This is a genomic window from Streptomyces sp. CNZ287 (assembly GCF_007827615.1).
The window spans coordinates 55791-81501 of record NZ_VISV01000009.1; the positions used below are offsets into that span (position 1 = coordinate 55791).

Genomic DNA, 25711 nt, shown 5'->3' on the forward strand with positions numbered 1-25711 from the left:
CGGCGACCGGCATGGACGAGAACCCGCTCGACCTGCTGCCCGAAGTGCTCCTCGCCGGCTCCGCGGTGCTCGGCCTGCTGCTCGGCGCCTGGCTGCCGCGGCGGCGGCAGTGGCTGGTCGGCGCGCTGGGCCTGGCGGCCTGTACCGCGGGGATCGCCGCGGCGGCCGTGGCGGCGGGCGGCGGGCCCATGGCCGCCTTCGACGGTGCCTTCGCCGTCGACACCGTGACCTCGGCCGGCCGCATCGTCATCCTCGCCGGCACCGTGACCGTGCTGCTGCTCGGCTTCGCGCCCTTCCGCGGCGACGCGCGCGAGAGCGAGTTCCACGTCCTCGTCCAACTCGCCGCCCTGGGCGCCCTGATGCTCGCCGGCGCCCAGGACCTGCTGCTGCTCGCCGCCGCGTACCTGCTGGCGAGCGTTCCCTCGTACACCCTGGCCGGCTTCCGCAGGGACGCCCCCGGCACCGAGGCGGCGCTGAAGTACTTCGTCACCGGCGCCCTGCTCGGCGTCGTCATGCTCGCGGGCATCACCGTGCTGTACGCGGCCGGCCGCGCCAGCGCGTACCCCGCGCTCGGCGACGCGCTGCCCGGCGCCCCGGCCGTCCTCGTGACCGCCGGCACCGTCGGGCTGCTGGCCGGGCTGCTCTTCAAGACCGGCGCCGTGCCAGGACACTTCTGGGTGCCCGACGCCGTCGAGGGCAGCAGCGCGCCCGCCGCGGCGCTGCTCACCACTCTGCCCAAGGTGGGCGCCCTCGCCGCGCTCCACCGGCTGGCCGCCGTGCCGCTCGCCGGCACCGACGTGCCCTGGGACGAACTGGTCGCGGTGCTCGCCGCCGCGTCCATGACGCTCGGCAACCTCGCCGCGTTCTTCCAGACCGACGTCAAACGGCTGCTCGCCTACTCCACCGTCAGCCAGGTCGGCTACCTGCTCCTGCCCGTCGCCGTGGCCACCCGCGCCGACGGTGCCCAGCGGGCGCTGCTGTTCTACCTCGCCGGCTACGCGGTGACGAACCTCGGCGCCTTCGCCGTCGTCTGCGCGTTGCCGCACGCCCGCACCCTGGCGGACTACCGCGGCCTGCTGCGCGCCCACCCCGGCCTCGCGCTCAGCCTCGCCGTCTGCCTCCTCGGGCTCCTGGGCACCCCGCCCACCGCGGTCTTCCTCGGCAAGCTGGAAGTCCTCACCGCGGCCGTCGACGGCGGTTACCTCTGGCTCGCCGTCCTCGCCGCGGTCAACACCGTGGCGTCCCTCTTCTACTACCTGCGCTGGATCCGCCCGGCGTTCGCCGCCGCCGCAGGGTCCGGACCGCGGCCGCTCGTCAGGCCCGCCGCCCTGACCGCCTACGCCGCGGCCGCCGTCTCCGTCGCCCTCGGCGTCGCCGCAGGGCCGGTCCTGGACCTCCTCGGCGGACCGCTCACCCGCTGACCGGCCGCCCGCCGACCTGCCACCCGCCGACCTGCCACCCGACGGCCGGCCACCCGACGGCCGGCCGCGCCCGGCGCGGGCTCACTCGCAGGTGACGCTGTCGCGCGGGGTGTACGTCGTCTTGAACGACTCCCGGTCGACCTCCCGGCCGCCGGACTTGAAAATCCGCTCCACCTCGACGTCGAAGCCCTCCAGCGGGGTCTGCGGCTCGCAGGCGTCCGCGTCGCCCTTGCGGGTGCCCGCCTCCACCACGTTGGTCCGCGGGCCCTTGACCGACTCGATCTCGTCGTACTTCCGGGTGCCGAGGAAGGAGATCGTCACGGAGTCCTCCGTGGCGCTCGCCTCCACGTAGATGGCGTTGCCCGAGTCGTTCCGGAACGTGAGGTCGAGGCTGCCCCAGGCCACGGTCGCCTCCCGGCCCTCCGGGTAGCGCTCGATGTAGAACGAGTGGGCCCCGTACTCCTCGAAGTCGACGCCCGCGAAGAAGGCGGCGTTGAAGACGGTGGTCGCGACCGCCGAGACCCCGCCGCCGGTGGCCCGCGTGTACTTGCCGTCCAGGATGATGATCCCCTCGACGAACCCGTTGGCCTCCGTCCGCTCGCCCACGGTGTCGTTGAAGCTCCAGGTATCGTCCGGCATGACGACCGAGCCGTCGATCAGCTTCGCGGCCTGGCCGACGTTCTGCGTGCGGTACGGGGCCGGCGGGAACTCGACGGTGAAGGCCGACATCTGCTCCTTGATGCCCAGCCGGCCGGCGTTCTCGCCGGTGAGCTGCGGCTGGTCGACCCGGGTGGCCACCGGCCCCGTACGGGCGTCCGCACCCTCCCCGGGCAGCAGTTCCAGCACGGCCTTCGCCAGCGCCTCCTGCGTGATCTCGCGGCCCTCGGCTGCCTCGGTGGCCACCACGACCCGCTCGCCGTCCCAGCGCAGCCTGGCGTTCTCGGCCTCGCCGGAGACCTGCTCCACCTGGGCCGCCACCTCGGACGCGCGGAAGAGCCCGCGGCCGTCGAGCCGGGGCGTCAGCCGGTCCGAGCCGTCCGGCTCCATCGCGAGATGCTCGCCCAGCACCTCCGGGGCGATCTCGATCTCACCGCCGCCCCGGACGGTGAGCGTGACCGGCCCGGACATGGCCGGAGCGGCGAACCCGGCCATGGCGCGGTCGACTTCCTCCGCGCCGACCGCGGGCTCGACCTCGCGCACCGGGAGCGCCAGCGGGCCGTCCTCACGGTCCGGGGCCGCGGCCTGAAGTTCCGCCAGTGCCCCGTCCACGTCGAGCGACCTGCCGGCCCGCGGCTGCACGGCTGTGGGCTCGCCGCCGTGGAAGGTGATCGAGCCGTCGCGCACCTCACGGTCGTACGACTCGGCGAGGGAGGCGAGCGCCGCGCGGCTCTTCTCCCCGTCCACGCGGATCACCGGCTCGACGTCACCCCCGCCCCCGGAGAAGAGCCTGCCTATGACGGTGAACGGGCCGGAGCCGGACTGCGCGGCGTCGTCCACGGTCGCCTCGGCGTCCAGCGTGACGCCCGCCGCCCGGGAGCCGAGCTCGCCGGTCTCGTCGCCCATGCGCACGGGCAGGCGGTCCGGCACCAGCTCCGCCCAGTTCCGCTCCAGCTTCTCCGCCGCCTCCGCCCGGCTCATGCCGCCTATGTCGAGGTCGAGCACGCGGGTCCCCGAGGGTATGTCGTCACCGCCGACGAGCAGGCCGAGGACGTAGAGGAAGCCGAAGACGGCCGCGGCCGCGACGCCCGCCACCAGCGGGCGCCGGTAACGGCCGGCGGGCGGACTGTCGGGCGCCTCGCGACCCGGGGAAGGGAGCACGAACTCTCCTCTGCGTGGCTCGACCTCTGGCCGTCGGCTGTTTTCCGCTAATTACCTTAGCGGACGCCTGTGACACCTCGGCCCGGTGGGGTGGCGGTGGCCGGGGCTGCCGCCCCGCGCAGGTCAGCCCAGCGCCGGGGCGCAGGCGAGCAGCAGCGGCAGTAACGGTGCGGCGAGGGAGGCGGCGACCAGGCTCCAGCCGGTGACCCGGCGCGGCTTGTGCTGCGGGGCCAGCATCCGGCGCAGCCGGATCAGCGCCCCCGGGCCGCCGGCGCCGAACGCCGCCTCCGGGGCCTGGCCCGCCGCGACCTCGTACATCGCGGTCGCCAGGACGTCGCGCGGGTGCGACGACATCGCGCGGTCGTCCGCGATCATCTCCAGCAACAGCGCGGTCTGTTCGCGGCCCAGCCCGGCCAGCGGCAGACCCGGGAAGGCGCACCGGAATGCGCGGGTGGTGGCGTGCAGCAGGTGGTGGCGGCCGTCGAGGTGGGCGCGTTCGTGGGCCAGGACGGCGCGCAACTGCGCGTCGGTCAGCACGTCGAGGGCGCCCTGTGTCACCACGATGCGCCCGGACCTGCCGGGCAGGCAGTAGACGGCCGCGGCGGGGTGGTCCACCACCGTCACCCCGTACTCGGGGTCCTGGCGGCCGACGAGCGCGAGCATGTCGAGGGAGCGGCGCCGCACGCGCCCCGTCCGCCGGAGGCAGTGCAGCAGCCAGCCGGTCGGCATGAGGACGACGACGAGCGGCGGCAGCAGGAGCAGGGCGTCCGCCGTGGTCGGCGCGGGGCTGCCGGTGGCGGCCCGGGAGAGGCCGCAGACGCTGAGCAGTCCGACGAGGCCGTCGTGCATGTGCTGCTCGGCGAGGGCCAGTTGGTAGCCGGCGGACGCGGTGGTGACGACGAACGCCGCCATCAGCCCCTGCCAGACGACCACCGCGGCCTTCGGCGCCCGGTACGCCCACCGCGCCCCGGCCAGCGCGTACGGTGCCACCACCCCGGCGAGGGCGGCGTACGCGACCAGCGCGAGGACGGTGGTCAAGGACCGGCCCGCCGCTTCGCCGACCGCAGGGCGGAGCGCAGCGCGTCGACGTCCGCCGACGACATCTGCTCCACGAAGCTCATCAGGGCGCCCGCCGGGTCGGGGTTGCTGCCGAGCGCGTCCTGCATCAGCGCGGCGGTGTACTCCTGGCGGGTCAAAGTCGGCTCGTACACCCAGGCCCTGCCGTTCTTCGCGCGCCGGAGGACGCCCTTGCGGTGCAGGATGTCGGCGACTGTCTTGACCGTGCTGTAGGCGAGGGGCCGCGTCTTGTTCAGGTCCGCGAGGACGTCGCGCGCCGTCGCGGGCCGCCCCCAGCCCCAGAGGCGTTCCATGATCTCCGCCTCCAGCTCACCCAGACGTCGCACGCTCGCTCCCTTCGGGCCCGGCCCTGCGGTGGGCCGCGGCATCGGCGCGGCCTCATCGTACTCGTCGCGCCGGCAGGGAACCGGGCCGGCGCGTCGGCGGCCGTTAAGGAATTTAGCGTTTCGCGTGCGGGGGGCCGCGTCAAGCGGTCGCTCGTGCTCCGGTGTTGGGGGAGACGGCCGCGGGCCGGGCGGTGGGATCACCGCCCGGCCCGCGCCGCGGATCAGGCCCGGCCCACCAGTTCGTAGCCCGCCTCCTCGACCGCGCCGCGCACCTGCGCGTCGTCGAGCGCCGCTCCCGCCTGGACGGAGACCGTCCCGGTGGCGGCGTCGGCCTTGACGGAGGTCACGCCGGGGAGGGCGGAGATCTCCTTGGTGACGGACGCCTCGCAGTGCGCGCACGTCATGCCGCTGACGGTGAAGACGGTGCCGGTCTGCGGGGCGGCCTCGGTGGTGGCGCCGCCGCCGCAACTGCCGTCGGTGGAGCAGCAGGAGTTTCCTTCGCTCATGGTTCTTCCTCCGGAATGACAGGTGGAACGCGAGGGGCGTGTGCCGCACTCACTCGCCCGAGGCTAATACCCCTAGGGGGTATTAGCAAGTCGCTGTTCGATCTCCGCCGGAAGCCGGGAGCGGCCCCGCGCCCGGACACCATCCGCCCCACCGGCACCGGTGGCGGTCTACAACACCCGCGCTCCGCGGCGTACAACTGACGGACGGGCGTTCCGCAGGACCGCCCGCTCGATCGGTCCGTATCGACCTGAACTCCTCCGTAGCGTCCCGTACTGCTCCTGTACCGAACGAGTCCCGGGAGGACCCTTGGACGCCGAGCTCTTCGACCTCTCCCGCCGCCGCTTCCTCCAGGCCACGGCCGCCGCCACCGCGGCCACCGCCGGCGCCGTCCTCGACACCCCGGCCGCCGCCGCCCCGCGCGCCGCCGCCGGCACCCTCTCCTTCACCGCCGCCACCAACGGCTCCGCCACCCTCGCCCCGGCCGGCGACCGCCTCGTCGCCGAAGTGCAGAACGTCCTCTGGTCGATCCCTCGAAAGGGTGGCAAGGCGACCGCTCTGACCACCGCGGGACTGGAGCCCAACCGGCCGCAGTTCGCGCCCGACGGCAGCCGCTTGGTCGTGTGCGCCTACCGCGGCGGCGGCTTCCACCTGTGGACCCTGCGGCCCGACGGCTCCGGACTCACCCAGCTCACCGACGGGCCCCACGACGACCGCGCGCCCGCCTGGTCGCCCGACGGCGGCCGCCTCGCGTTCTGCTCGGAGCGCGGCGGCGACCCGGTGGCCGGCAGCCCGTACCGCATCTGGATCCTCACGGTCGCCACCGGCGAACTCACCCAGGTCACCGGCTTGCCCGACCAGCAGGGCCCCCACCAGGGCGGCGCCTGGGAGGACTTCGACCCGGCCTGGTCGCCGGACGGCGCGCGGGTGTTCTTCGTCCGCGCCGCGGTCGGCGACGGCGGGACGCTCGCGGCCCGCACCGTCGCCTCCGTGGCCGCGGACGGCACGGGTGAGGTGCGCACCGAGCACACGGAGAGCACCGGGGCGCAGGTGATGACCCCGGCGGTCGGCCCCGGCGGCCGGCTCGCGTACCTCCGTACGACGGCCGCACCTTCGGCATCGTGCACGCTCGTCGTCGACGGCGCGCCCGTCGACCTCGGCGACGCGGACGTGTCGCCCGTACCGCCCCGCTGGATCTCCGGCGACGCGCTGCTCCTCACCGCCGGCGGCCAGTTCCGCATCGTGAACCCCGCGGCCCCCGCCGGGCCGGAGACCATCCCCTTCGCCGCCGCACTGCCCGTCGACCGCCCGCGGTACCGCACCAAGGCGTACGACTTCGCCGACGGCGGCGTCCGCCCGGTACGCGCCGTCCACCTGCCCGCGCTGTCGCCCGACGGCCGCCGGCTGGCGTTCTGCGCCCTCGGCGCGCTCTGGACCGCGGACGTCACCGGCGGCGGCAGGCCGCGCAAGGTCCTCCAGGCGGAGAAGACCCGCTACGTGCTCGCCCCCGCCTGGACCCCCGACGGCCGCGGCCTTGTCTACGCCGACGACAGGGACGGCCTCTTCGCCGTCCGCCGCCGCGACCTCGACTCCGGCGAGGAGACCGTACTCGCCGAGGGCGGCCGGGTCTTCCCCGCACTCTCCCCGGACGGAACGCGGCTCGCGTGCATCGACATGACCGGCAACCTCGTCGTGACCGACCTCGCCTCCGGTACGGAGAAGGTGCTCGCCGCGCCGCTGGGTGCGGGCGGGCTGCCGGGCCGCCCGAGCTGGTCGCCGGACGGGCGCTCCCTCGCGCTCTGCGACCGCAACCGGCTCAACCAGCGCTTCCGCGAGGGCTACAACCTCATCCGCCTCGTCGACGCCGCCACCGGCGCCGCCCGCCTCCACCCCGTCTCCCCGCACACCTCGATCTCCGACCGCTACGACTCGGGCCCCGTCTGGTCGCCGGACGGCCGGTGGCTGGCGGTGGTCGCGGAGTCCGCGCTGTGGCTGCTGCCCGTACGGCCCGACGGCACCCCGGACGGCGACCCGCGGCAACTGACCGACGAGGCCGCCGACCATCCGTCGTTCTCCGGCGACGGCCGGCAGGTGGCGTACCTGTCGGCGGGGCGCGTCCGTATCGCCGACGTCGCCTCCGGCTCCGCCCGCACGGTCCGCATCCCGCTCGACTACCGCCGCCCCGTCGCACCCGACACCGTCGTGCACGCCGGGCGGCTCTGGGACGGCACCTCCGACGCCGTACGCGACGACGCCGATCTCGTCATCCGCCGCGGCCGCGTCACCGCAGTGGAACCGCACCGCGCCGGCCGCCCCGCGGAACGCCGCGTCGACGCCTCCGCACGCACCGTCATCCCCGGGCTCTGGGACGCCCACATCCACCCCTGGCAGTCCACCTACGGCGGCCGGCAGACCGCGCTGCAACTCGCGTACGGCATCACCACCGCCGTGTCGCTGGGCGGCTTCGCCTACGAACAGGCCCGCATCCGCGAGGCCGCCGACGCCGGCGAACTGGCGGGCCCCCGGCTGCTGGCCACCGGCGAACTGCTCGACGGCGCGCGCGTCGCGTACAGCATGGGCCGCGCCCACGGCACCCGGGCCGGGCTGCGGCGCTCGCTGGCGCGGGCGGAGGGGCTGGACTGGGACTTCGTCAAGACGTATGTGCGCGCGCCCGGTTGGGTGATGGCGGAGGCGGCGGCGTTCGCGCACGAGCGGCTGGGGGTACGCAGCGGCAGCCACCTGTGCTCGCCGGGCATACAGCTCGGCCAGGACCTGACGACCCATCTGCAGGCCACGCAGCGGCTGGAGTTCGGCCACGCGACGACGGCCTCGGGCCGCGCGTACGCCGATCTCGTCGACATCTACGCCGCCACCGGCGACTTCCACCTCATCGCCACCCCCTTCACCGCGCTCCCGCTCCTCGGCGCCGACCCGGCGCTGGCCGAGGACCCGCGGGTGACGGTGCTCATGCCGCCGTGGGACACCGCGGCGGTCACGCAGCGCGCCGGACAGCCGCCCAGCGAGGCGGAGTTGCGGACCCTGGCCACGGAGACGGACGTCTACCGCCGGATCCTGGCCGCGGACGGCACCGTCGCCCTCGGCACCGACCAGCCGCTCGTCCCCGTGGGCCTCCACCTCCACCTCGCCCTGCGCGCCCTGCACCGCGCGGGCCTCTCCGCGGCCGGGGCGCTCCGCACCGCCACGGTGCTCCCGGCCCGGGCCTTCGGCGCGGCGAAGGACCTCGGCACGCTGGAGCCGGGCAAGTACGCCGACGTGACGGTGATCGACGGCGACCCGTTCACGGACTTCGCCACCCTGGTACGCACCGAGTCGGTCCTGCGCGGCGGCAGGCAGTTCGCGCAGGAGGACCTGGTGCGCTCCTTCGAACCGCGGGCGACCCCGCGCGCCGGCCAGGACTGGCTGGACGTCGGCCGCCTCATGCGCCGCGACGGCTGCTGCGACACGGACCTGTAGCCCGGGCCGGAACCGGGCCCCGGCCCTCCCCGCGGGGAGGGCCGGGGCCCATCCTGGTGCGGGAACTCCGACGCGGGGTCGGGGACAGGGGAGGAGTGGGCCCGTGGGTGAACTGCCGGGCTCCGTCGCGGAGTTGCGTGCCGCTGCGGAGGAGGGGCGCAAGCTGAAGTACCTGTACTTCTGGGGGCACCGCCCCAAGCGCCAGGACGTGGTCGACGCGGCCTGCCTCAGCCAGTGGTGGCCGGTGGAGTTCGAGGTGGACGGCGTGGGGTACGCGACCGCCGAGCACTGGATGATGGCGGCCAAGGCGCGGCTGTTCGGTGACGAGGCGGCGGTGGCGCGGATACTCGCGACCCGCCACCCCGGGGCGGCGAAGGCCGAGGGCCGGAAGGTGCGGGGGTTCGACGAGGCGGTGTGGGAGGAGCACCGCTTCGCGGCGGTGGTACGCGGCAACCTGGCCAAGTTCGGCCGGCACCCCGGCCTCGGCGCGTACCTCCTCGGCACCGGCAGCCGGATCCTGGTGGAGGCGAGCCCGGTCGACCGCGTCTGGGGCATCGGCCTGGCCGCCACCGACGACCGGGCGCAGGACCCCGGTGCGTGGCGGGGGCTGAACCTGCTGGGCTTCGCACTCATGGAGGTACGGGCCACGCTCGCCGCGCGGGCCGCGGCAGCCGGGTCGTAGGCCGCCCTGACCGGGCCCTTTCCCGCTGCCGGCCGCCCGCGGGGGCGGGAGTGGGCCGCGGGACGCCGCTTCCGAGCAGCTCTCCGCGGGTGACGAGCGGGACTCTCCCGGGTGCCGGAGGTCCGGCAACGCCGTTGCAGCAGTCGGTGCCGAGCGTCTGCGCGGGCGGCGAGGCGGCGTGCACCGCCGCTGCCGTGAAAGGGCGCGGCCCCTGGAGGACCCGGGACGTCGGTTCCGCCGTGCCCGACGTGGTGCTCGTCGCGGTACGGTTCCGCCGCGGCCGGCCGGCGCCGGAGCCGTACCGCGCGGAACACCGCTGATCTGCAGGGGGAGTTGACGGAGCCGGAGGGAACGGCGCAGGGCCCCGGGCGGGCTGCGCGGGGTTGCGGAGCTGAAGCCCGCCGCGGCCCCCTGACCCTGGGCCACGCGGGCGTGTACTCCGGCTTCCTCCGCCACGCGGGGTCGGCGGCGGCCCGCTACGGCCTGGACACCCGCACGATCCTGGTGGAAGTGGGCCGCAGGGGGCTGGTCGGCGGCCAGGAGGACATGATCACCGACATCGCCCTGGACCTGGCCGGGACGTGACCGCGGGGGACGCCCCGCCGCAGCCGCGGCGGGGGCGTCCCTCTCGGCCGCGGCGGTCAGTTCGGATAGAGCTGCTGCCGCGGGATGATCTGCTGGTCCTGGCCCGGGCTGGACCAGAGGAGCTTCATGTGGGCGTCGCCCGTCTGCTCCGCGTACTCGACCCTGAGGGAGTGGCGGGTGCCCGCCTTGAGGTCGACCTGGGCCTTGTCGACGCTGACGCCGTGCGGCGTCCAGTTGTCGATGACCAGCTTGCCGTCGAGCCAGACGCGCACGTTGTCGTCCGAGACCGTGGTCAGGGTGTACGTCTCGGAGCGGCGAGGTTCGACGCTGCCGGTCCAGCGGACGCCGAAGCCGTCGGCCGGGATGTTCTTCGCCGGTGAACCGGTGTACTTCCAGCTGTGGTTGATGTCCGCGTCGGTGCGGGTGACCTTCGGCGTGCCGGTGAGCGCGGGGTTGTCGTAGACCTCCTGTTTCAGGCCGGTGCCGCGGCCCGGTGCGGCCGTCGGGCCGGGGTCGACGGTCAGCTCGATGACGGTGGCGGCCTCGTTGGTGGCGCTGCCGGCGGGGGTGAGGTCGTAGCCGTCGCCGGCCTCGGTGACCGTGACCTGCTGGCCGGAGCCGAGCACGCGGGCCGACTTCACGTCGATGTCCGTACGGGCCTTGAGGTGCAGGGCGCCGCCGCCGGCGGGCCACGTGGTGACGGAGGCGTAGAGCTTGTCGCCCTTGCGGCTCACGTATCCCCAGTCGGGCTGCTCGACCAGCCCGCCGAACCCGGCGCCGTAGACGGCGTCGCCCTGGCCGGCGGTGCGCAGCCAGTCGCCCATCTCGCCGAGCCGCTGGACCGAGGGCTCCGGAACGCGGCCGCGGGCGTCGGGGCCGACGTTGAGGAGGTAGTTGCCGCTGCGGGAGGCGGTGGAGAGCAGGTTGCGTACGAGCGAGGCGCTGGACTTCCAGTTCTCGTCGTAACGGGCGTACCCCCAGTGGCCGTTGAGGGTCATGCAGGACTCCCAGAGCTGCCCGTCGACGGGCGCGCCCGGGATCTCCTGCTCCGGGGTGCCGTAGTCGCCGTCGGTCACCCGGCGCTTGCCGACCCGGTTGTTGACGACGAGGTCGGGGTCGAGTCCGCGGAGGTACGTCTCCAGCCGCTCGCCGTCCTGCGCGGTCCAGGGGTTGTGCGGCCTGTCCGTCTCCCACTCGCCGTCGAACCACAGCAGCGCCGGATCGTAGTTGTCGACCAGCTCCTTGAGCTGGGCGTACATGCGCTTCTCGTACCGCGGGAAGGTCGCCGGGTCGGCGAAGTCCGGGTCGTGCCAGTCCCAGATCGAGTAGTAGAAGCCGAGCTTGATGCCGGCCTCCTTCGCGGCCTTCTTCAGCTCGGCCATGATGTCCCGGCGCTTGTCGAACGCCGAGTGGTCGCGCAGGTTCCACGAGTTGACCTTCGTCGGCCACATCGCGTAGCCGTCATGGTGCTTCGAGGTGATGACGATGTAGCGCATGCCGGCGTCCTTGGCCGCCCCGACGACGGCCTCGGCGTCGAAGTCGGCGGGGTCGAAGGTCGCCGCCTGCTTCTCGTACTCCTCGTTCGGGATGCTGCACTGCCGCTTGATCCACTCGGCGTCGCGGCAGACGCTGCCGTCGGGGCGGGTGTACTCGCCCTCCAGGTTGGAGTACGCGCCGAAGTGGATGAACATCCCGAACCGGTCCTGCCGGAACCAGCTCGTCCGCTCGGACGTGAAGGGGTCGTCCACGGCGTGATCGGTCCCGGGACCGCTCGCGGGCGGTGCGGCGGCGGGTGCGGCGGAGGGCGCGGCCGCCGCGCCGGCGGGCAGCGCGGCGGCGGCGAGTGCGGCGGCGACGAGCAGGGGCAGTGCGGTGACTCTCCGCGTGATGCGGGGGCGAGGGGTGTGCATCGCGGCTCCAATTCATCGGATGACCCGGAAGGTAGGAACCGATACATCGGATGTCAATGGGCGGCGCATCGATAATCTACTGGCAGGGGTGGAGAGTTGTGGGTGATAGATCCGATGTCTCGATCTGCGGGGGCCCGTTCAGGCCCCCGCAGTGCCCGGGCTACGTGAAGCGCAGCTTGTCCTTTCTGGCCAGGTGGAGGGTGAGGAACGCCTGGCCCGCCATCGCGCCGATGCGGTGCTCGCGGCCGTAGTACGTGTTCTCGCCGGACGGGCCGTACGTGCGGCCGTCGTCGAACCGGCCCATCATGGCGAGCTGCTCCTCGTTGTGGCGGCGCTCCCAGGAGGCGGCGGCCGGGTCGATGCCGGTGTCCTGGGCGGTGAGGGAGACCAGCAGGTCGAAGTTGCCGAAGTAGAAGGGGAAGTGGGTGCCCCAGTCGTTGCCCTCGGGGTAGTAGATCTCGCCGCTGCGCGGCTGGTAGATGGTCTTCATGGTGCCGTCGGGGGCCGGGAAGGGCAGGTCGACGAGGGCGGAGTAGACGCGGGTGATGTTGTGCAGGGCGGCGCGCGGTGCGGCGCGCCCCGCGAGGCCGTAGACGAAGCCCTCGTAGAGGCTCTGGTCGAACGCGACCATGTAGAGCGGGTGCAGGATGTGATGGTTGTCCAGGGTGCCGTCGTCGGCGATGTTCGTGCCCTGGAGCCAGGTGGACAGCTCGATGCCGTTGATCGTCTCGCCGCCGGTGAGGTCCGCGGGGCAGGCGGCGGCGGCCAGCAGGAGTTCGATGTTGCGCCGCGCCCAGACGGGGGCGCGCGGGTCGCCGGGCATCATGGCCTCGGCCAGCGAGAGGACGGCTGCGCTCCAGTTGTCCTCCTCCGCCTTGCTGTCGCCGGGGGTGACGGCGGTGCCGTCGCGGCGCTTCTCGTAGAGCTGTTCGCCGGAGGTGCCGATGAGGTGGACGTCGTTGCCGGTGGTGAGCCGGTCCGCCTCCCAGGCCGTCATCGCGGCGAGGTGGCCGCGCTCCTGGTCGTCCAGCTCGTCCCAGAAGAGCCAGCCGGCGAGGGCGGTGTAGTACGCCCACAGGGCGCTCTGCCAGGCGTTGCCCCAACGGGTGGCGGGATTGGTGTTGTTGGCCAGGTGGCGGGCCGCGATGGTGCGGATCAGGTTGCGGGTGCGGATGGTGGCGTTGGCGGCGGAGAGGGTGCGCGGGTCGTAGACGCCGGTGACCAGGGCGGTGGTGGCGGCGACCGCGGCCATGGCGGGCAGGCGGATGGCACGCTCGTCGGTGCCGCGGAGGTCGATGTAGCCGTCGGGGAGGTAGGAGCGGTAAGTCCCGGCGTACCAGGGGCCGATGAGATACCGCGCGCTGCCCGCCAGGATCGCCTTGACCCGCCGTCCGGCGTCGTCGTCGGCGCCGTACGAACCGATCCGGGCCCAGTCGATCGGCACCACCCCGCCGGGGGCGGCGGCCCTTCCGGCGGCCCGGGCGGCGGCCGGCAGCCCGAGGGCCGCGGCGGCGCCGGCGGCGGCGCCGGCGCCGAGGAGATGGCGGCGGGACAGACGGTGCGAAGAGGTCATGCGGCGCTCCTGCGGTCCGTGAGGTGAGTGTCTCTGTGGATTCTCACGTGGGAATGGCATCTGACAAGGGGCGGCGTCGATACGCTGCCCACCACTCGGGGCTGCCGGAGAGGAGCCGGCGGCCGCGCCGCGCCGCGTCGGGAGGAGATCCGTGGAGGACGAGTCGCAGTCGGGGGAAGCGAGCCCGGCGGTGCAGAAGCGCGTGCGGGAGAGCTTCGACCGGCAGGGGCTGATGCGCCATCTCGGGGCGCGGATCTCCCTGATCGCGCCGGGCCGCGTCCACATCGTGCTGCCGGCCCGGCCCGAAGTCACCCAGCAGCACGGCTACTTCCATGCGGGCGCCACGAGCGCGATCGCGGACAGCGCGGGCGGGTACGCCGGGTACACGCTCTTCCCCGAGGACGCCGACGTGCTCACCGTCGAGTACAAGATCAACCTCCTGGCGCCCGCGGTGGGCGAGTACCTGGAGGCGGTGGGGACGGTGCTGAAGTCCGGGCGCACCCTGACGGTGTGCGGTCTCGAGGTCTTCGGGCACCGCGCCGACGGCGTGCGCAAGCTCGTCGCCAACGGCCAGCAGACGCTGATCCGTGTGCCGCGGGAGCGATGACCCCGCGTAGGCTGGCCGTGACCTTGTGGGGGGTTCCCGATGCGCCGAGTCCCGGCGGGCTGTGCCGTTCTGATCGCTCTGCTGGCCGGGTGCTCCGGCTCCGGTGAACTCGACCCGGTCACCGGTGAGTGGGCGGCCGACGGCGCGCAGCCCGCGGGCTTCGCGCACTTCGCGGAGAACGCGACGATCAGCGTCGACGGAGGCAAGGCCACGCTCGGTACGCCGCCGTCGAGCCTGTGCGGCGGCGCGACCGTGGAGGCCGCCGGCGACGACGGCTTCCGGATCGCCTTCGCCGGGGCGAACTCGTGCGTCACGGTCAACGTGCCGGTGAGCCTGGACGTCCGGGTCGAAGGCGACACCCTCCGGGCCACCCCGACCGGCGCCCCGGGCGACGCGGTGTTCCGCTTCCGCCGCGCGGACTGAACGCGGCGCGGGAGGCGGCGGCGGTCCGCGTCAGTCGATGCGGCGGGCGAGGAGGGCCGCCTGGGCGCGGTCGCGGCAGCCGGTCTTGGCCAGGAGGCGGCTGACGTGGCTCTTCACGGTGTGCTCCGAGACGACGAGGCGGGCCGCGATCTCCGCGTTGCTCAGCCCCTTGCCGATCAGGGTGAGTACGTCGCGCTCGCGCGGGGTGAGGCCGGCGACGCGGTCCAGCTCCGTGCGGCGGGTGCGGCGGCCGGCGGCGTAGCTGCGGATGAGGCGGCGGGCGACGCTCGGGCTCAGCGCGCCGTCGCCGGCGGCCGTGGCCTCGACGGCGGCGGTGATCTGCTCGTACGACGCGCTCTTGAGCAGGAAGCCGCTGGCGCCGCCGGTGAGGGCCTCGTCCACGTACTCGTCCATGTCGAAGGTCGTGAGCATCAGCACCCTCGTACGGTCCAGGAGCCCGTGCTCCGCGAGCCGGGCCAGCACCCACAGCCCGTCGTGGCCCGGCATGCGCACGTCGAGCATGAGGACGTCGGGCGCGAGATCGCGGGCCAGCCGCAGGGCGTGGTCGCCGTCGCCCGCGGTGCCGACGACTTCGAAGCCGGGGCGGGTTTCAGCGACTCCTGGATCAGCCGGTACGCCGCGAGCTGCACGGGACGCGGCAGCGCGGCGGCCGGCTCGCCGGTCCTCACCACCCTGGCGCTGGCCGCCGGCGCGGCCGGCCTGACCGGGCTGCACACCTCCGCCGACCCGCTGGACAAGGTGCCGCCGTCCGCCGAGTCCGCCGCCGGGCAGCGGGTGCTCACCGCCCACTTCCCCGACGGGGTCTCCGCACCCCTGACCGTGGTCCTGCCCGCCGACGCCGCGCCCCGCACCCTCCCTGCCGCCGAACGCACCGCCGCCGCCCTGCCCGGGGTCGCCGCCGCCGAGGCCGGCGACCCGGTCGCCGGGCGGCCCACCGTGCGCGTGGAGCTGGACGCCGACCCGTACGGCGACGACGCCCGCGACACCATCCGCGGGCTCCGCGCCGACCTCGCCCGCGTCACCGACGGCGCCCTCGTCGGCGGCACCCCCGCCGTCCAGCTCGACTACCGCAGCGCGGCCCTGGACGACACCGGACGCATCGTCCCGCTCGTGCTGCTCGCCGTCGCCGCCATCCTCACCCTGCTGCTGCGCTCCCTGGTCGCCCCGCTGGTGCTGATGGCCGCGAACGTCCTGTCGTTCGCGGCCTCGCTGGGGCTGGCGGCGCTGGTCTTCGACCACGTGATGGGCTTCGGCGGCGTGGCCGCGGACCTGTTCGTCTACATCTTCGTCTTCCTCGTCGCCCTGGGAGTCGACTACACGATCTTCCTGATGGAGCGCGTCCGCGAGGAACGCCGCCACGCCCCCACCCGCGAGGCCGTCCACCGCGGCCTCACCGCCACCGGCGGCGTCATCACGGCCGCGGGTCTGGTCCTGGCCGGCACCTTCGCGGCCCTGGGCCAGATCCCGGACGTGACGGTCGCCGAGGTCGGCATAGCGGTGGCGATCGGCGTCACGATCGACACCTTCCTCGCACGCTCCCTGCTGATCCCGGCGGCGGTCACCCTCCTCGGCGAGAAGACCTGGTGGCCGTCCCGCCCACCAGGACGGTAGCCCCAGCCCCCGGCCCGGAACGGCCGGGCGCGGGCCCCGTGAAGGTGCGCTCGCGGCTGCGTGGTTTGTGTTCGTCGCGGCGGTAGCGTCGCTGGGCGGCAAGTCACGGCGGGATCGGTGTCGGATCCGGGCGGCCCCGTTCGTGGAAGAGGTGAGAGGGCGCCCGCGGGGCGGCCGGAGAAGGGAACGATGATGAAGCTGACGACCGTCACCAACGTCTCCGTCGACGGAGTGATGCAGGGCCTCGGCCGGGCGGACGAGGATCGCAGGGACGGGTTCGAGCGCGGCGGGTGGGCGCTGCCGTTGTTCGGGCAGGAGGCGGAGGCGTATCTCGGGGAGGTGTACCAGCGGGCCGACGCCTTTCTCTTCGGGCGCTGGACGTACGAGGTCTTCGCCGGCTCCTGGGGCGTGCTGCCCGACCCCGAGGACAACCCCATCGGCGGCCCGCTGAACCGGCAGCCCAAGTACGTGGTCTCGAACACGCTCGACGAGCCGCGGTGGGCCGGCACCCGCGTCCTCTCCGGCGACCCCGTGAGCGCCGTACGGGAGCTGAAGGCCGGCGCCGACGGCGAGGTGCAGGTGCACGGGAGCGGCAAGCTGCTGCGCTGCCTGCTCGCGAACGGCCTGGTCGACGAGATCACGCTCCTCACGTACCCCGTGGTCGTCGGCCAGGGCCGGCGGCTGTTCCCCTCCGACGGGCCCGACGCCGCGCTCGACCTGCTGGACTACCGGGCCTTCCCGGGCGGTATCACGGCACACGTCTACCGGCCCGCCGGCCGCCCGGAGTACGCCGGTGAGGACGTCGGCCCGGGGCGCTGACCGCACCGCCCCGGCTTCCCGCCACGAGCACCGTCCCCCGGCCGTACGCGGCCCGTACCCGAAAGGACCTCCCGATGCAGTACCTGATCTCCGTGATCGACGACAGGACCGCCTCCGCCACCGAGGCGGAGATGACCGCCATCGACGCCTTCAACGACCGGCTCCGCGCCGAGGGCAACTGGGTCTTCGCCGGCGGCCTCGCCGCACCCGACACCGCCACCGTCATCGACAACAGGGGCGAGCGGCCGCTGGTCACCGACGGGCCGTTCCTGGAGTCCAAGGAGTTCCTCGCCGGCTTCTGGGTCATGGAGGCGCCCGACTTCGACGTCGCCCTCGCGCTCGCCACCGAGGGGTCGAGGGCCTGCAACCGCCGGGTCGAGGTACGGCCGTTCCTGTGAGCGACGAGGGGGTACGGGACGCGGTCGCCCGCGCGCACCGCGCGGAGTGGGCGCGTATCGTCGCCGCGCTGACCCGGCGCTTCGGCGACCTCGACATCGCCGAGGAGGCCGCGGCCGAGGCGTTCGCCACCGCCGTCGAGCGCTGGCCGGCCGACGGCGTGCCGCCCGGTCCCGGCGCCTGGCTCACCACCACCGCCACCCGCAAGGCGATCGACCGGATCCGGCGCGAGAGCAAGCGCGACGACAAGCAGCGGGAGGCCCGGATGCTCCACGACGACACCCCGCCGGAGGCTGTCGGCGCCATCGACGACGACCGGCTCCGGCTGATCTTCACCTGCTGCCACCCGGCGCTCGCGCCGGAGGCCCGGGTGGCGCTGACGCTGCGGCTGGTCGGCGGGCTGACCGTGCCCGAGATCGCGCGCGCCTTCCTGGTGCGGGAGCCGGCGATGGGGCAGCGGATCACCCGCGCGAAGGCGAAGATCAAGGCGGCCGGCATCCCCTACCGGGTGCCGGCCGCGGAGGATCTGCCGGCGCGGGTCTCCGGCGTGCTCGCCGTGCTCTACCTGGTCTTCAACGAGGGCTATCTGCCGACCGGTCCGGAGGCGGGACCGGTGCGCCGCGACCTGACCGCCGAGGCGATCCGGCTCACCCGGCTCGTCCGCACCCTGCTCCCCGCGGACGGCGAGGTCGCCGGGTTGCTGGCGCTGATGCTCCTCACCGAGGCCCGCCGCCCCGTGCGGATCTCGGCGGCCGGCGAACTCGTGCCCCTCGGCGCGCAGGACCGCGGCGCCTGGGACGCCGCGCTGGTCGCCGAGGGCCACCGGCTGGTGCGCGAGCGGCTGGCCACCGGGCAGGCCCCCGGCCGCTACCAGATCCTCGCCGCGATCAACGCCGTGCACACCTCCGCGCGCGACGTGCGCGACACCGACTGGTCGCAGGTCGTCGCCCTCTACGACCAGCTCGTACGGATCGATCCCTCGCCGGTCGTCGCCCTCAACCGGGCCGTCGCGGTCGCCGAGACCGACGGCCCCGACGTCGCGCTGGCCGCCGTCGACCGGCTCGCGGACGGCCTCGCCGGCTATCACGCCTTCCACGCCACCCGCGCCGACCTGCTGCGCCGGCTGGGCCGCGGCGCCGCGGCGCGCGCGGCGTACGACCGGGCGATCGAGCTGGCGGGCAACACCGCCGAGACCGCGTATCTGGCCCGCCGCCGCGGCGAGTTGGGCTGAGGGAGGCGGGCGGTCAGCGGTCGTCCGTCTCCGCGAAGGTCTCGCTGACCATGCGGGTGGCGGAGCCGGGATCGTCTTGGCGTGGATGCTCGCGGGGAGGGGCGCGAACGGCGGTGTCAGCGCGGCTCGTTGAGGGCGCGAAGCTGCCGGCGGTACGACAGCACCGCGGTCACCGACTGAAGACAGACCCTAGCGCTGGAGCTTGCCGTCCTCGATGCGGGTCTGGCCGAGCGGCGTCGCGTCGCGGAACTCCGGCAGCGTCATCGGCTGGTCGTAGAGGAAGAAGCTCTGGTTGCTGCCGATGGTGAACTCCATGTACGCGCCCGTGGTGGCGTCGAAGCCGTAGTACGCGCTGCACTGGCCGCCCGAGTAGTAGACGCCGTCCATGCCGGGCGCCGTCTTCGTCACCATGCCGTTCTGGGAGGAGTCGACGTCCTCCGGCGGGGTGAGCATGGCGCAGTACGAGACCGGCAGCCCTTCGAGGACGAAGTAGCCGTACTCGCCGTTGGCGTTCTGCAGGTAGACGTACGACAGCTTCCCGGGCTTCTCCCAGTTGTCGACCCACTTGTTGATGGTCTCCCGCGTCGGGGAGTACCGCATCGCGTCCGCCGGCTGGCGTTGCACGAGCCGGTCGTAGCCGGACTGCTTGGTCCGCGACTCCTGGGCCTGGGAGGAGTCGTCCGTGCAGGCCGCGGCGGTGAACGCGAGGACGGCGGTGGCGGCGAGGGCGGTGAGGATACGGGTCAGGGGGCGCACGGGGTCTCCTTCGCGTCGGTGCTCAGCTCGGCGGGCAGCCCGGCGTCCTTGAACGCCTTGCGGTGTTCCTGCCGGGACTTGGCGTTGTAGTCGTTGACCAGCTCGGACCGGGCGGCGCGCAGCGCGGTGAGGGAGGTGGTGATCTGATCGGTGCGGTACTCGGACGGCTTGGTGTCCAGCTCGTCCCGGAGCGCGCCGATCTCGTCCTCCTTCGTCTGCACCGCCGCGCAGAGGTCGAAGAACTCCTCGTAGGTGGAGATGCGGAACTCGCCCGAGCCCACGGTGCGCTCGCGCGCTTCCGCCGCGCCGCGGAAGGGCGCGGTGGACCAGGCCGCCCCGCCCCAGGCGAAGACGCCGGCGACGTAGACGAGGGCGAGCAGCACGATCCCGGCGAGCGTGTAGCGCAGGGCGCGGCTGCCTTCGGCGAACACTCCTGAGTCGGTGGGCACGGGTCCTCCTCGCGGTCGGTGCGCGGCCGGGCCGGATGCCCGGTTCCGCGCGCGGCTGGCGCGGCTCGCCCCCCGCCGGTGCGGGTGGAGGGGATCCGGCCGGTACGGTCCGTGTCCGCCCGGTCACCGCCGCCTGCTCAGTTGTACTGCGCCGGTCCCGGGACTCCTCCCGAGCACGCGTGCGGGGCACGGGCCCGGCCCCGCCGTGCGGCGGGGAACCGTGACCCGTACCCCGGTGGTGCGGCGCGGTGGCCCGCCGTCAGACGCGTACCTCCTCGGCACCCGCACCCGCGTCCGCCCCGGCGGCGCCCGCCGCGGGACGGCTGCCGCGGCGGCCCATGAAGAGCGCGGTCAGCAGCGCACCCGCGGCCGCCACTCCGGCGGCCCCGGTGAACGCCGCGCTGAACCCGTCGGTGAGCGCCGGCAGGTCGCCGAGGCGGTCGGCGCCCTGAGAGGTGGCCAGCGCGGTCAGCGCCGCGAGGCCGAGGGCGGAGCCCACCTGGTACGTGGTGTTGACGATGCCGGACGCCAGCCCGGCCTGCTCCTGCGGGACGCCGGACATCGCCGCCATCAGCCCCGGGATGTACGCCAGCGACATGCCCAGCGCCGCGACGAGCGAGGCGGGCAGGACGTCGACCGCGAACGACCCGGTGGGCTCGACCGCCGACAGCCACAGCAGCCCGGCCGCCAGCGTCAGCAGCCCGCCGACCAGCAGTGGCTTGGGCCCGAACCGGCCCAGCAGCCGGGCGGACAGCAGGGTCATGACGACCATCAGCAGCCCGGTCATGGGCAGCAGGGCGGCACCGGAGGCGAAGGCCCCGTAGCCGAGGACCTGCTGGAGGTAGAGGTTGAGGAAGTACCACATCGGAATCCAGGCGGCGCCGAGCAGCACCATGGCCAGGTTCGCGGACGCCAGCCGCGGCGTGCGCCACACCCCCAGCGGCATGAGCGGCGACCGGGCGGTGCGCTGGATCACCAGGAAGAGCCCCAGCAGGGCGGCGGCGCCGGCCAGTTGGACGACGGTGGCGGCGGCGCCCCAGCCCACCTCGGGGGCCCGGACGACGGCGAAGACCGCGAGCGCGAGCCCGGCGGTGACGGCGCCGGCGCCGAGCACGTCCACGCCGCCGCGGCGGGGCTGGACGGACGGCAGCAGGCCGGTGGCGAGCAGGGTGGCGATGCCGATGGGCACGTAGATGATGAAGATCCACGGCCAGCTCAGCCAGTCGGTGAACACGCCGCCGAGGAACACCCCGGCGGTGCCGCCTGCCGGGGCCGCGGCGCCGTAGAGCGCGAGCGCCTTGCCCAGTTCCCGAGGGTCGTGGCTGAAGAGGATCACCAGCAGGGTCATCGCGGAGGGCGCGATGAGCGCCCCGCCGACGCCCTGCACGGCGCGCCCGGCGATCTCGACCGCCGCGCTCTGGGCCGCGGCGGCCACCACGGAGCCGGCGATGAGCACGGCCCATCCGGTGACGAACACGCGCCGGGCGCCGAAGAGGTCGGAGAGCCGGCCGCCGAGGAGCAGCAGACCGCCGAAGGCGACGACGTAGGCGTTGAAGACCCACTGCAGATCGCCCGGCGAGAAGCCCAGGTCGCGCTGCATCTCGGGGAGCGCGACGCCGATGATCGAGGTGTCCATGATGACCATGAACTGCGCGGCGGCGAGCACGAGCAGTGCCCACCAGCGGCGGGGGTTGACGGATGACATGGCAGTACGCCTCCTCTGAGAGAAATACCCCACGGGGGTATGCCAGGAAAGGTGTAACACTACCCCTAGGGGGTATGCAAGTCCGGGGTGGCTGAGGGTGCCGTCCGGGACGGGGCGGGGGTGATCCCTGACGCCCGGGGCGACCGCGCCGGTTGACTGCGGTCAACGGCGCGCGGCGACCGCCGCGGGCCGTACCTGACCGAGGGGGATCGACATGACCGACGGCATTCGTGCGACGGGGCGGCGCCGGGCGCTGCTCGCCGCCGTGTGGCCGCCGGTGCGGCCCGCCTCTCCCGGGGCTCGTGACGCGGTCGCCGCGCGTCGGCCCGGGCGGCGCGCAACCGCAGGTCGGGGTGCCCGCGTCCGAGAGGGGTACGGGCTGGGCGCCGCCCGCGCCCGCGCGGGTAGCCTGCTCCCGGCGCGCGCCGAACGGGCCGTGCGCCGGGACGACTTGGGGGGAGTACCGGGGGATGACGGGGGAACCACCGGCCGGTGTGCCGCAGGCGGCGCCGACCGAGGTCGGGCCGTACCGGATCGTCAGACGGCTGGGCGCCGGCGGCATGGGGCAGGTGTATCTGGCGCGCTCCGCCGCCGGCCGCCCGGTGGCGGTGAAGACGGTGGACTCCGGGGGCCCGGTCACCGACGACGCACGGCGCCGGTTCGCCCGCGAGGTCGCCCTGGCGCGCCGGGTGAGCGGGGCGTACACGGCGGCCGTCGTCGACGCCGACCCGGACGCGGCGGTGCCGTGGATGGCGACGGAGTACGTGCCCGCCCCGTCGCTGGCTCAACTCGTCCGCACCCGCGGCCCGCTGCCCGCCGACGCCGCGCTCTGGGTCGCGGCCGGCACGGCGGAGGCGCTGGCGGCGCTCCACGCCGAGGGGATCGTGCACCGCGACCTGAAGCCGTCGAACGTGCTGCTGCCCGTGGCGGGACCGCGCCTCATCGACTTCGGCATCTCTCGCCCCGCCGACCTCACCCGCACCACGGTCAGCCTCGGCAGCGTCGCCTTCAGCGCCCCCGAGCAGGCGCGCGGCGAGCCCAGCACCCCGGCCGCCGACCTCTACGCGCTGGGCGCCACGGTGTTCTACCTCGTCACCGGCCGCCCGCCGTACGCGGACACCGCCGACTTCTTCCGGCTGCTGCCCCGCGTGGCCAGGGCCGAGCAGGATCTCACCGGGCTCCCGCCCGAGCTGGCGGACGCGGTGCTGCCGTGCCTGCGGGCGGAGGCCGCCGAGCGGCCGGACGCGGCGGCGGTCGTCGCCGAGTTCGGCTCCCGGCTGGCGGCGCGGCCGGGCGCGGCGGGCGGCGGGGACTGGCTGCCGCGGGGGTGGCTGGCGGCGATCCGGGAGCGGGAGGCGCGCGAGGACGGCGCGGCACCGGGCGCGGAAGCGGGCGGTACGGGGCCGGCGGGCCCGGAGGCAGCGGCGCCTGAGTCCGTGGCGCCGGAGGCCCCGCTGCCGGACTCCGGCGGTACGGACCGGACCCGGGGCGCCGGTGACGTGGCCCGTACGGCGGCGGCGCCCGGCGGCGCCCCGGAAGTACCGGCGCCCGCGCGGCCCCCGCGCCGGCGCCGCCGGCTGGCGTGGCTGGTCGCCTCCGCCGCGGTCGTCGCCGTCGCCGTGTCCTCGATCGTGCTCGTCGCCCTGGCCGACGACGACGGCCGGAAGCTCCCGCCGACGGCCGCGGACGACGGGGCGGACGCCGACGGCGCCGCGGACCGCGACCCGCCCGCCGACGACGCGGCGGACCCTGACGGCCGGGGCGGGAAGGACGGGACGGACCGGGAGCCCGAGGATCCGTACGCCGCGCTCGAAACGAAGGAGGACGTGGCGAGCGCCAAGCTCATCGACGCCGCGCGCAAGGGCGACTGCCTGACGGTCCACTACGCCGTCGTCGGCTTCGAACCCGAAAAGGCCACTCCCGACAAGGTCCCCTGCGACTCGCCCCGCGCCGCCACCGTCGTCACGGGCAAGTCCGAGGGCACGTCCGACGACTGCACCGGGGGCCCGGACAGCGTGGAGTGGTCGCTGCTCGACTACGGGACCGGGCTCTGCCTGGACCGCAACTTCCAGGTCGGCGACTGCTTCCCGGTCCGGGAGTACGTCGGCGGCAACCGCGACGAGGGCTACGCCGTCTCCTCCTCGCGCCGCTGGGCGGCCAACCTCGCGTCCCAGACCGACTGCTCGGGCGGCAGCCCGTCGCGGATCTTCGAGCAACTGGCCCGCGTGACCGCCGTCCACCCGGCGTCCGCCGCGGACGACGGCGTCTGCGCCGACGCCTGGAAGGTCCAGAGCGGCACCCGGGCCATCTGCACGGAGGTGATCGCGTGAGCGCGGGCGAAGAAGCGGGCCCCGGCGACCGGTTCGGCCCGTACGAGGTGCTGCGGCTCCTGGGCCGCGGCGGCATGGGCGAGGTCTTCCTGGCCCGCTCGCCCGCCGGGCGGCCGGTCGCGGTGAAGACCCTGCTCTCCGAGACCGCGCCGCTGGGCGCGGCGGAGCGCGCGCGGTTCGCCCGCGAGATCGCGCTCGCCCGCCGGGCCGGCGGCCCCCACACAGCCGCGGTCATCGACGCGGACCCGGAGGCGGCGGTGCCGTGGATGGCGACGGAGTACGTCGCCGCCCCCTCGCTCGGCGAACTGGTCCGCGACTGCGGGCTGCTGACCGGCCCCGCGGCGGTCGGCTGGGTCGGCGCGGGCGTGGCCGAGGCGCTGCTCGCGCTGCACGCCGTGGGCGTCGTCCACCGGGACGTCAAGCCGTCGAACGTGCTGCTGCCCCCGGCGGGGCCGAAGGTCGTCGACTTCGGCATCGCGCACGCCGCCGACCTCACCCGCACGCAGGTCACGCTGGGCACCATCGCCTTCACCTCGCCCGAGCAGGCCCGCGGCGAGCCCAGCACGGCGGCGTCCGACGTGTACGCGCTGGGCGCCACGCTCTTCCACCTCGCCACCGGGCACCCGCCGTACCCCGAGAGCGAGCCGCTGCAACTGCTGGTCAGGGTGGCCGAGGCGCGCGTCGAACTCGCCGGACTGCCCCCGCAGCTCGACGACCTGATCCGCCCCTGCCTCCGGCTGGCGCCGGCCGACCGGCCCGCGGTGCGGGAGCTGCTACGGGACCTGACGGCCCGCGTCGCCGACGCGCCCGGCGCGGTCGGCGGCGCGGGGCTGCTGCCGGGGGAGTGGCGGGAGCGGATCGCGGCGTACGAGCGCACGGGCGCCGCCGCGGCGGCGGAGGCGGAGACGGCCCCGGCGCTGGCGGACGCCCGCCCGGCACCGGCGCCACCGGCTCGGAAGCCCGTCCCGCCGGAGCCGGCGGGACGGCCCGAGCAGGCCGAACGAGCCGGACCGACCGAACCGCCCGAGCAGGCCGAACCGCCCGAGCAGGCGGAACCGTCCGAGCAGGCCGGACCGGCCGCGGAGCGCGGGCCCGCCGCCGCGGCGGCCACCGGGACCCTCCCCCTGCGCGCCGGCGCCTCCGAGCCCGGCCCGGGCCCCGGCGACCCGGGCGCCGCCACGACCGCGCCCGCCCCGGTCCGTGCCGGCGGCAAGAGGGCCGCCACCGCGCCGCTGCTGTCCTCCCGCGCACCGGCCAGGCTCGCCGCGTTGACGGTCCTGCTCTGCCTCGGCGTCGTCGTCGCCCTCCTCATCGACCGGCTCCCCGACGACACCCCCGAAGCCCGCGGTTCCGCCCCGCCCGCCTCCCCCGCCGCCGGTACGCCCGCCGCACAGGACCCGGCGCCGCCCACCACCCCGGCCCCCGTCGCCACCCCGCCGAAGAACGAGATCGCCGGGGTGGAGAAGGGCGACTGCCTCAGCATCAGCCAGCCTGCCGACCGCAACCTGGCCATGTGGGACCCGTGGTCCGGAGTGGAGGAACTGGACCCCGTGCCCTGCGACTCCGGCAGGGCGTACATGAAGGTGACCTCGCTCCGCTGGACCGAGACCTTCGCCGACCCGGTGTGCCCGCGCAGCGAGGCCCGCGACGAGTTCTCCGTCGACTACGACCCCGGCGACGGGAGTTACAGCGACGCCGCCGTCGCGGTCTGCGTCGCGCGGCAGTTCCGGGCGGGGCAGTGCTTCCCCGGCCTCTACGCGGCCGACGACATGTCGGAGAGCGCCGCGAGCCTGCTGTCCGTGACGCGCTGCAGCAAGAGCGAGATCCCCGGGATCGACAACCGCATGTACCGGATCACCGGCGTGGAGCCGCTGGCGGAACCGCAGACCTGCCCACCCGGCTCGGACACCTACTGGGCCTTCACGGAACGCGGCTTCGCGCTCTGCGCGGGCATGCTCTGAACCCGCCGCACGCCGCCCGCGCAGCGACCGGT

The 25711-nt window shown here is 74.8% G+C and carries 21 protein-coding genes and 1 pseudogene; 12 read left to right on the forward strand and 10 right to left on the reverse strand.

Annotated features, from left to right (window positions below; genetic code table 11):
- The first annotated feature begins 11 nt into the window (after positions 1 to 11).
- Positions 12 to 1421, forward strand: a complete 1410-nt coding sequence (locus tag FB457_RS17820; RefSeq protein WP_047020569.1) for an NADH-quinone oxidoreductase subunit N — start codon at positions 12 to 14, stop codon at positions 1419 to 1421.
- An 81-nt stretch (positions 1422 to 1502) separates the two neighbouring features.
- Here the strand turns inward: FB457_RS17820 and FB457_RS17825 are convergent, their stop codons facing one another.
- The 4 genes from FB457_RS17825 to FB457_RS17840 all read right to left on the reverse strand — a co-directional run bounded on the left by FB457_RS17825 (position 1503) and on the right by FB457_RS17840 (position 5148).
- Complete coding sequence (locus FB457_RS17825) at positions 1503 to 3239, reverse strand: VanW family protein (RefSeq protein WP_047019054.1); 1737 nt, start codon at positions 3237 to 3239, stop codon at positions 1503 to 1505.
- A 123-nt stretch (positions 3240 to 3362) separates the two neighbouring features.
- A complete protein-coding gene (locus FB457_RS17830) occupies positions 3363 to 4277 on the reverse strand; it encodes a M48 family metalloprotease (protein WP_145782387.1) in 915 nt (304 codons plus the stop codon).
- Positions 4274 to 4642: a BlaI/MecI/CopY family transcriptional regulator gene (locus tag FB457_RS17835; protein WP_047019056.1), complete on the reverse strand. Its 369-nt coding sequence runs from the start codon at positions 4640 to 4642 to the stop codon at positions 4274 to 4276. The genes FB457_RS17830 and FB457_RS17835 overlap by 4 nt, the downstream gene beginning before the upstream one ends.
- Before the next feature lie 221 nt (positions 4643 to 4863).
- Complete coding sequence (locus FB457_RS17840) at positions 4864 to 5148, reverse strand: cation transporter (RefSeq protein ID WP_145782388.1); 285 nt, start codon at positions 5146 to 5148, stop codon at positions 4864 to 4866.
- A 307-nt stretch (positions 5149 to 5455) separates the two neighbouring features.
- On the opposite strand from FB457_RS17840, the gene FB457_RS17845 reads away from it, so the two are divergent.
- The 3 genes and pseudogenes from FB457_RS17845 to FB457_RS17855 all read left to right on the forward strand — a co-directional run.
- Entirely contained in the window at positions 5456 to 8620 is a 3165-nt protein-coding gene (locus tag FB457_RS17845; protein ID WP_145782389.1) for an amidohydrolase family protein, read from the forward strand.
- Between the two features lie 103 nt (positions 8621 to 8723).
- Positions 8724 to 9302 (forward strand): riboflavin biosynthesis intermediates N-glycosidase, encoded by a 579-nt coding sequence (ybiA, locus tag FB457_RS17850; protein ID WP_186462000.1) that lies wholly within the window; start codon positions 8724 to 8726, stop codon positions 9300 to 9302.
- A 402-nt stretch (positions 9303 to 9704) separates the two neighbouring features.
- Positions 9705 to 9887 (forward strand): annotated as a pseudogene (locus FB457_RS17855) (4-hydroxy-2-oxovalerate aldolase); the annotation flags it as partial.
- 56 nt (positions 9888 to 9943) lie between these two features.
- Here the strand turns inward: FB457_RS17855 and FB457_RS17860 are convergent.
- Both FB457_RS17860 and FB457_RS17865 read right to left on the reverse strand, forming a co-directional pair.
- Positions 9944 to 11797 (reverse strand): alpha-L-fucosidase, encoded by a 1854-nt coding sequence (locus FB457_RS17860; protein WP_145782391.1) that lies wholly within the window; start codon positions 11795 to 11797, stop codon positions 9944 to 9946.
- 160 nt (positions 11798 to 11957) lie between these two features.
- Positions 11958 to 13370: a hypothetical protein gene (locus tag FB457_RS17865; RefSeq protein ID WP_047019062.1), complete on the reverse strand. Its 1413-nt coding sequence runs from the start codon at positions 13368 to 13370 to the stop codon at positions 11958 to 11960.
- 151 nt (positions 13371 to 13521) lie between these two features.
- Here FB457_RS17865 and FB457_RS17870 point away from each other — a divergent pair, with 151 nt between their 5' ends.
- Entirely contained in the window at positions 13522 to 13977 is a 456-nt protein-coding gene (locus FB457_RS17870; RefSeq protein WP_047019063.1) for a PaaI family thioesterase, read from the forward strand.
- Positions 13978 to 14016: 39 nt separating this feature from the next.
- The gene (locus tag FB457_RS17875) at positions 14017 to 14400 is read left to right on the forward strand and encodes a hypothetical protein (protein WP_145782392.1); all 384 of its coding nucleotides are present in this window, start codon (positions 14017 to 14019) and stop codon (positions 14398 to 14400) included.
- A gap of 30 nt (positions 14401 to 14430) precedes the next feature.
- On the opposite strand, the gene FB457_RS17880 is transcribed toward FB457_RS17875, so the two are convergent.
- On the reverse strand, positions 14431 to 14958 hold the full coding sequence (locus tag FB457_RS17880) for a LuxR C-terminal-related transcriptional regulator (protein ID WP_347615127.1): 528 nt from the start codon (positions 14956 to 14958) through the stop codon (positions 14431 to 14433).
- Between FB457_RS17880 and FB457_RS17885 the strand changes: the two genes are divergently transcribed.
- The 4 genes from FB457_RS17885 to FB457_RS17900 all read left to right on the forward strand — a co-directional run bounded on the left by FB457_RS17885 (position 14896) and on the right by FB457_RS17900 (position 18478).
- A complete protein-coding gene (locus FB457_RS17885; RefSeq protein ID WP_145782393.1) occupies positions 14896 to 16032 on the forward strand; it encodes an MMPL family transporter in 1137 nt (378 codons plus the stop codon). The genes FB457_RS17880 and FB457_RS17885 overlap by 63 nt on opposite strands.
- A gap of 189 nt (positions 16033 to 16221) precedes the next feature.
- A complete protein-coding gene (locus FB457_RS17890) occupies positions 16222 to 16851 on the forward strand; it encodes a dihydrofolate reductase family protein (protein WP_486589057.1) in 630 nt (209 codons plus the stop codon).
- 74 nt (positions 16852 to 16925) lie between these two features.
- Entirely contained in the window at positions 16926 to 17249 is a 324-nt protein-coding gene (locus FB457_RS17895; RefSeq protein WP_047019065.1) for a YciI family protein, read from the forward strand.
- Complete coding sequence (locus FB457_RS17900; protein WP_047019066.1) at positions 17246 to 18478, forward strand: RNA polymerase sigma factor; 1233 nt, start codon at positions 17246 to 17248, stop codon at positions 18476 to 18478. Before FB457_RS17895 ends, FB457_RS17900 begins: the two co-directional genes overlap by 4 nt.
- Before the next feature lie 189 nt (positions 18479 to 18667).
- Here FB457_RS17900 and FB457_RS17905 read toward each other — a convergent pair whose 3' ends face one another.
- The 3 genes from FB457_RS17905 to FB457_RS17915 form a co-directional block, all read right to left on the reverse strand.
- Positions 18668 to 19234, reverse strand: coding sequence for a hypothetical protein (locus tag FB457_RS17905; RefSeq protein WP_047019067.1), 567 nt, complete (start codon positions 19232 to 19234; stop codon positions 18668 to 18670).
- The gene (locus tag FB457_RS17910) at positions 19222 to 19683 is read right to left on the reverse strand and encodes a hypothetical protein (RefSeq protein WP_047019068.1); all 462 of its coding nucleotides are present in this window, start codon (positions 19681 to 19683) and stop codon (positions 19222 to 19224) included. The genes FB457_RS17905 and FB457_RS17910 overlap by 13 nt, the downstream gene beginning before the upstream one ends.
- A 259-nt stretch (positions 19684 to 19942) precedes the next feature.
- Positions 19943 to 21388 (reverse strand): MFS transporter, encoded by a 1446-nt coding sequence (locus tag FB457_RS17915; protein WP_145782394.1) that lies wholly within the window; start codon positions 21386 to 21388, stop codon positions 19943 to 19945.
- A 470-nt stretch (positions 21389 to 21858) separates the two neighbouring features.
- Between FB457_RS17915 and FB457_RS17920 the strand changes: the two genes are divergently transcribed.
- Both FB457_RS17920 and FB457_RS17925 read left to right on the forward strand, forming a co-directional pair.
- The gene (locus FB457_RS17920) at positions 21859 to 23718 is read left to right on the forward strand and encodes a serine/threonine-protein kinase (protein WP_078898542.1); all 1860 of its coding nucleotides are present in this window, start codon (positions 21859 to 21861) and stop codon (positions 23716 to 23718) included.
- A complete protein-coding gene (locus tag FB457_RS17925) occupies positions 23715 to 25679 on the forward strand; it encodes a serine/threonine-protein kinase (protein ID WP_145782395.1) in 1965 nt (654 codons plus the stop codon). Before FB457_RS17920 ends, FB457_RS17925 begins: the two co-directional genes overlap by 4 nt.
- Positions 25680 to 25711: the final 32 nt, after the last annotated feature.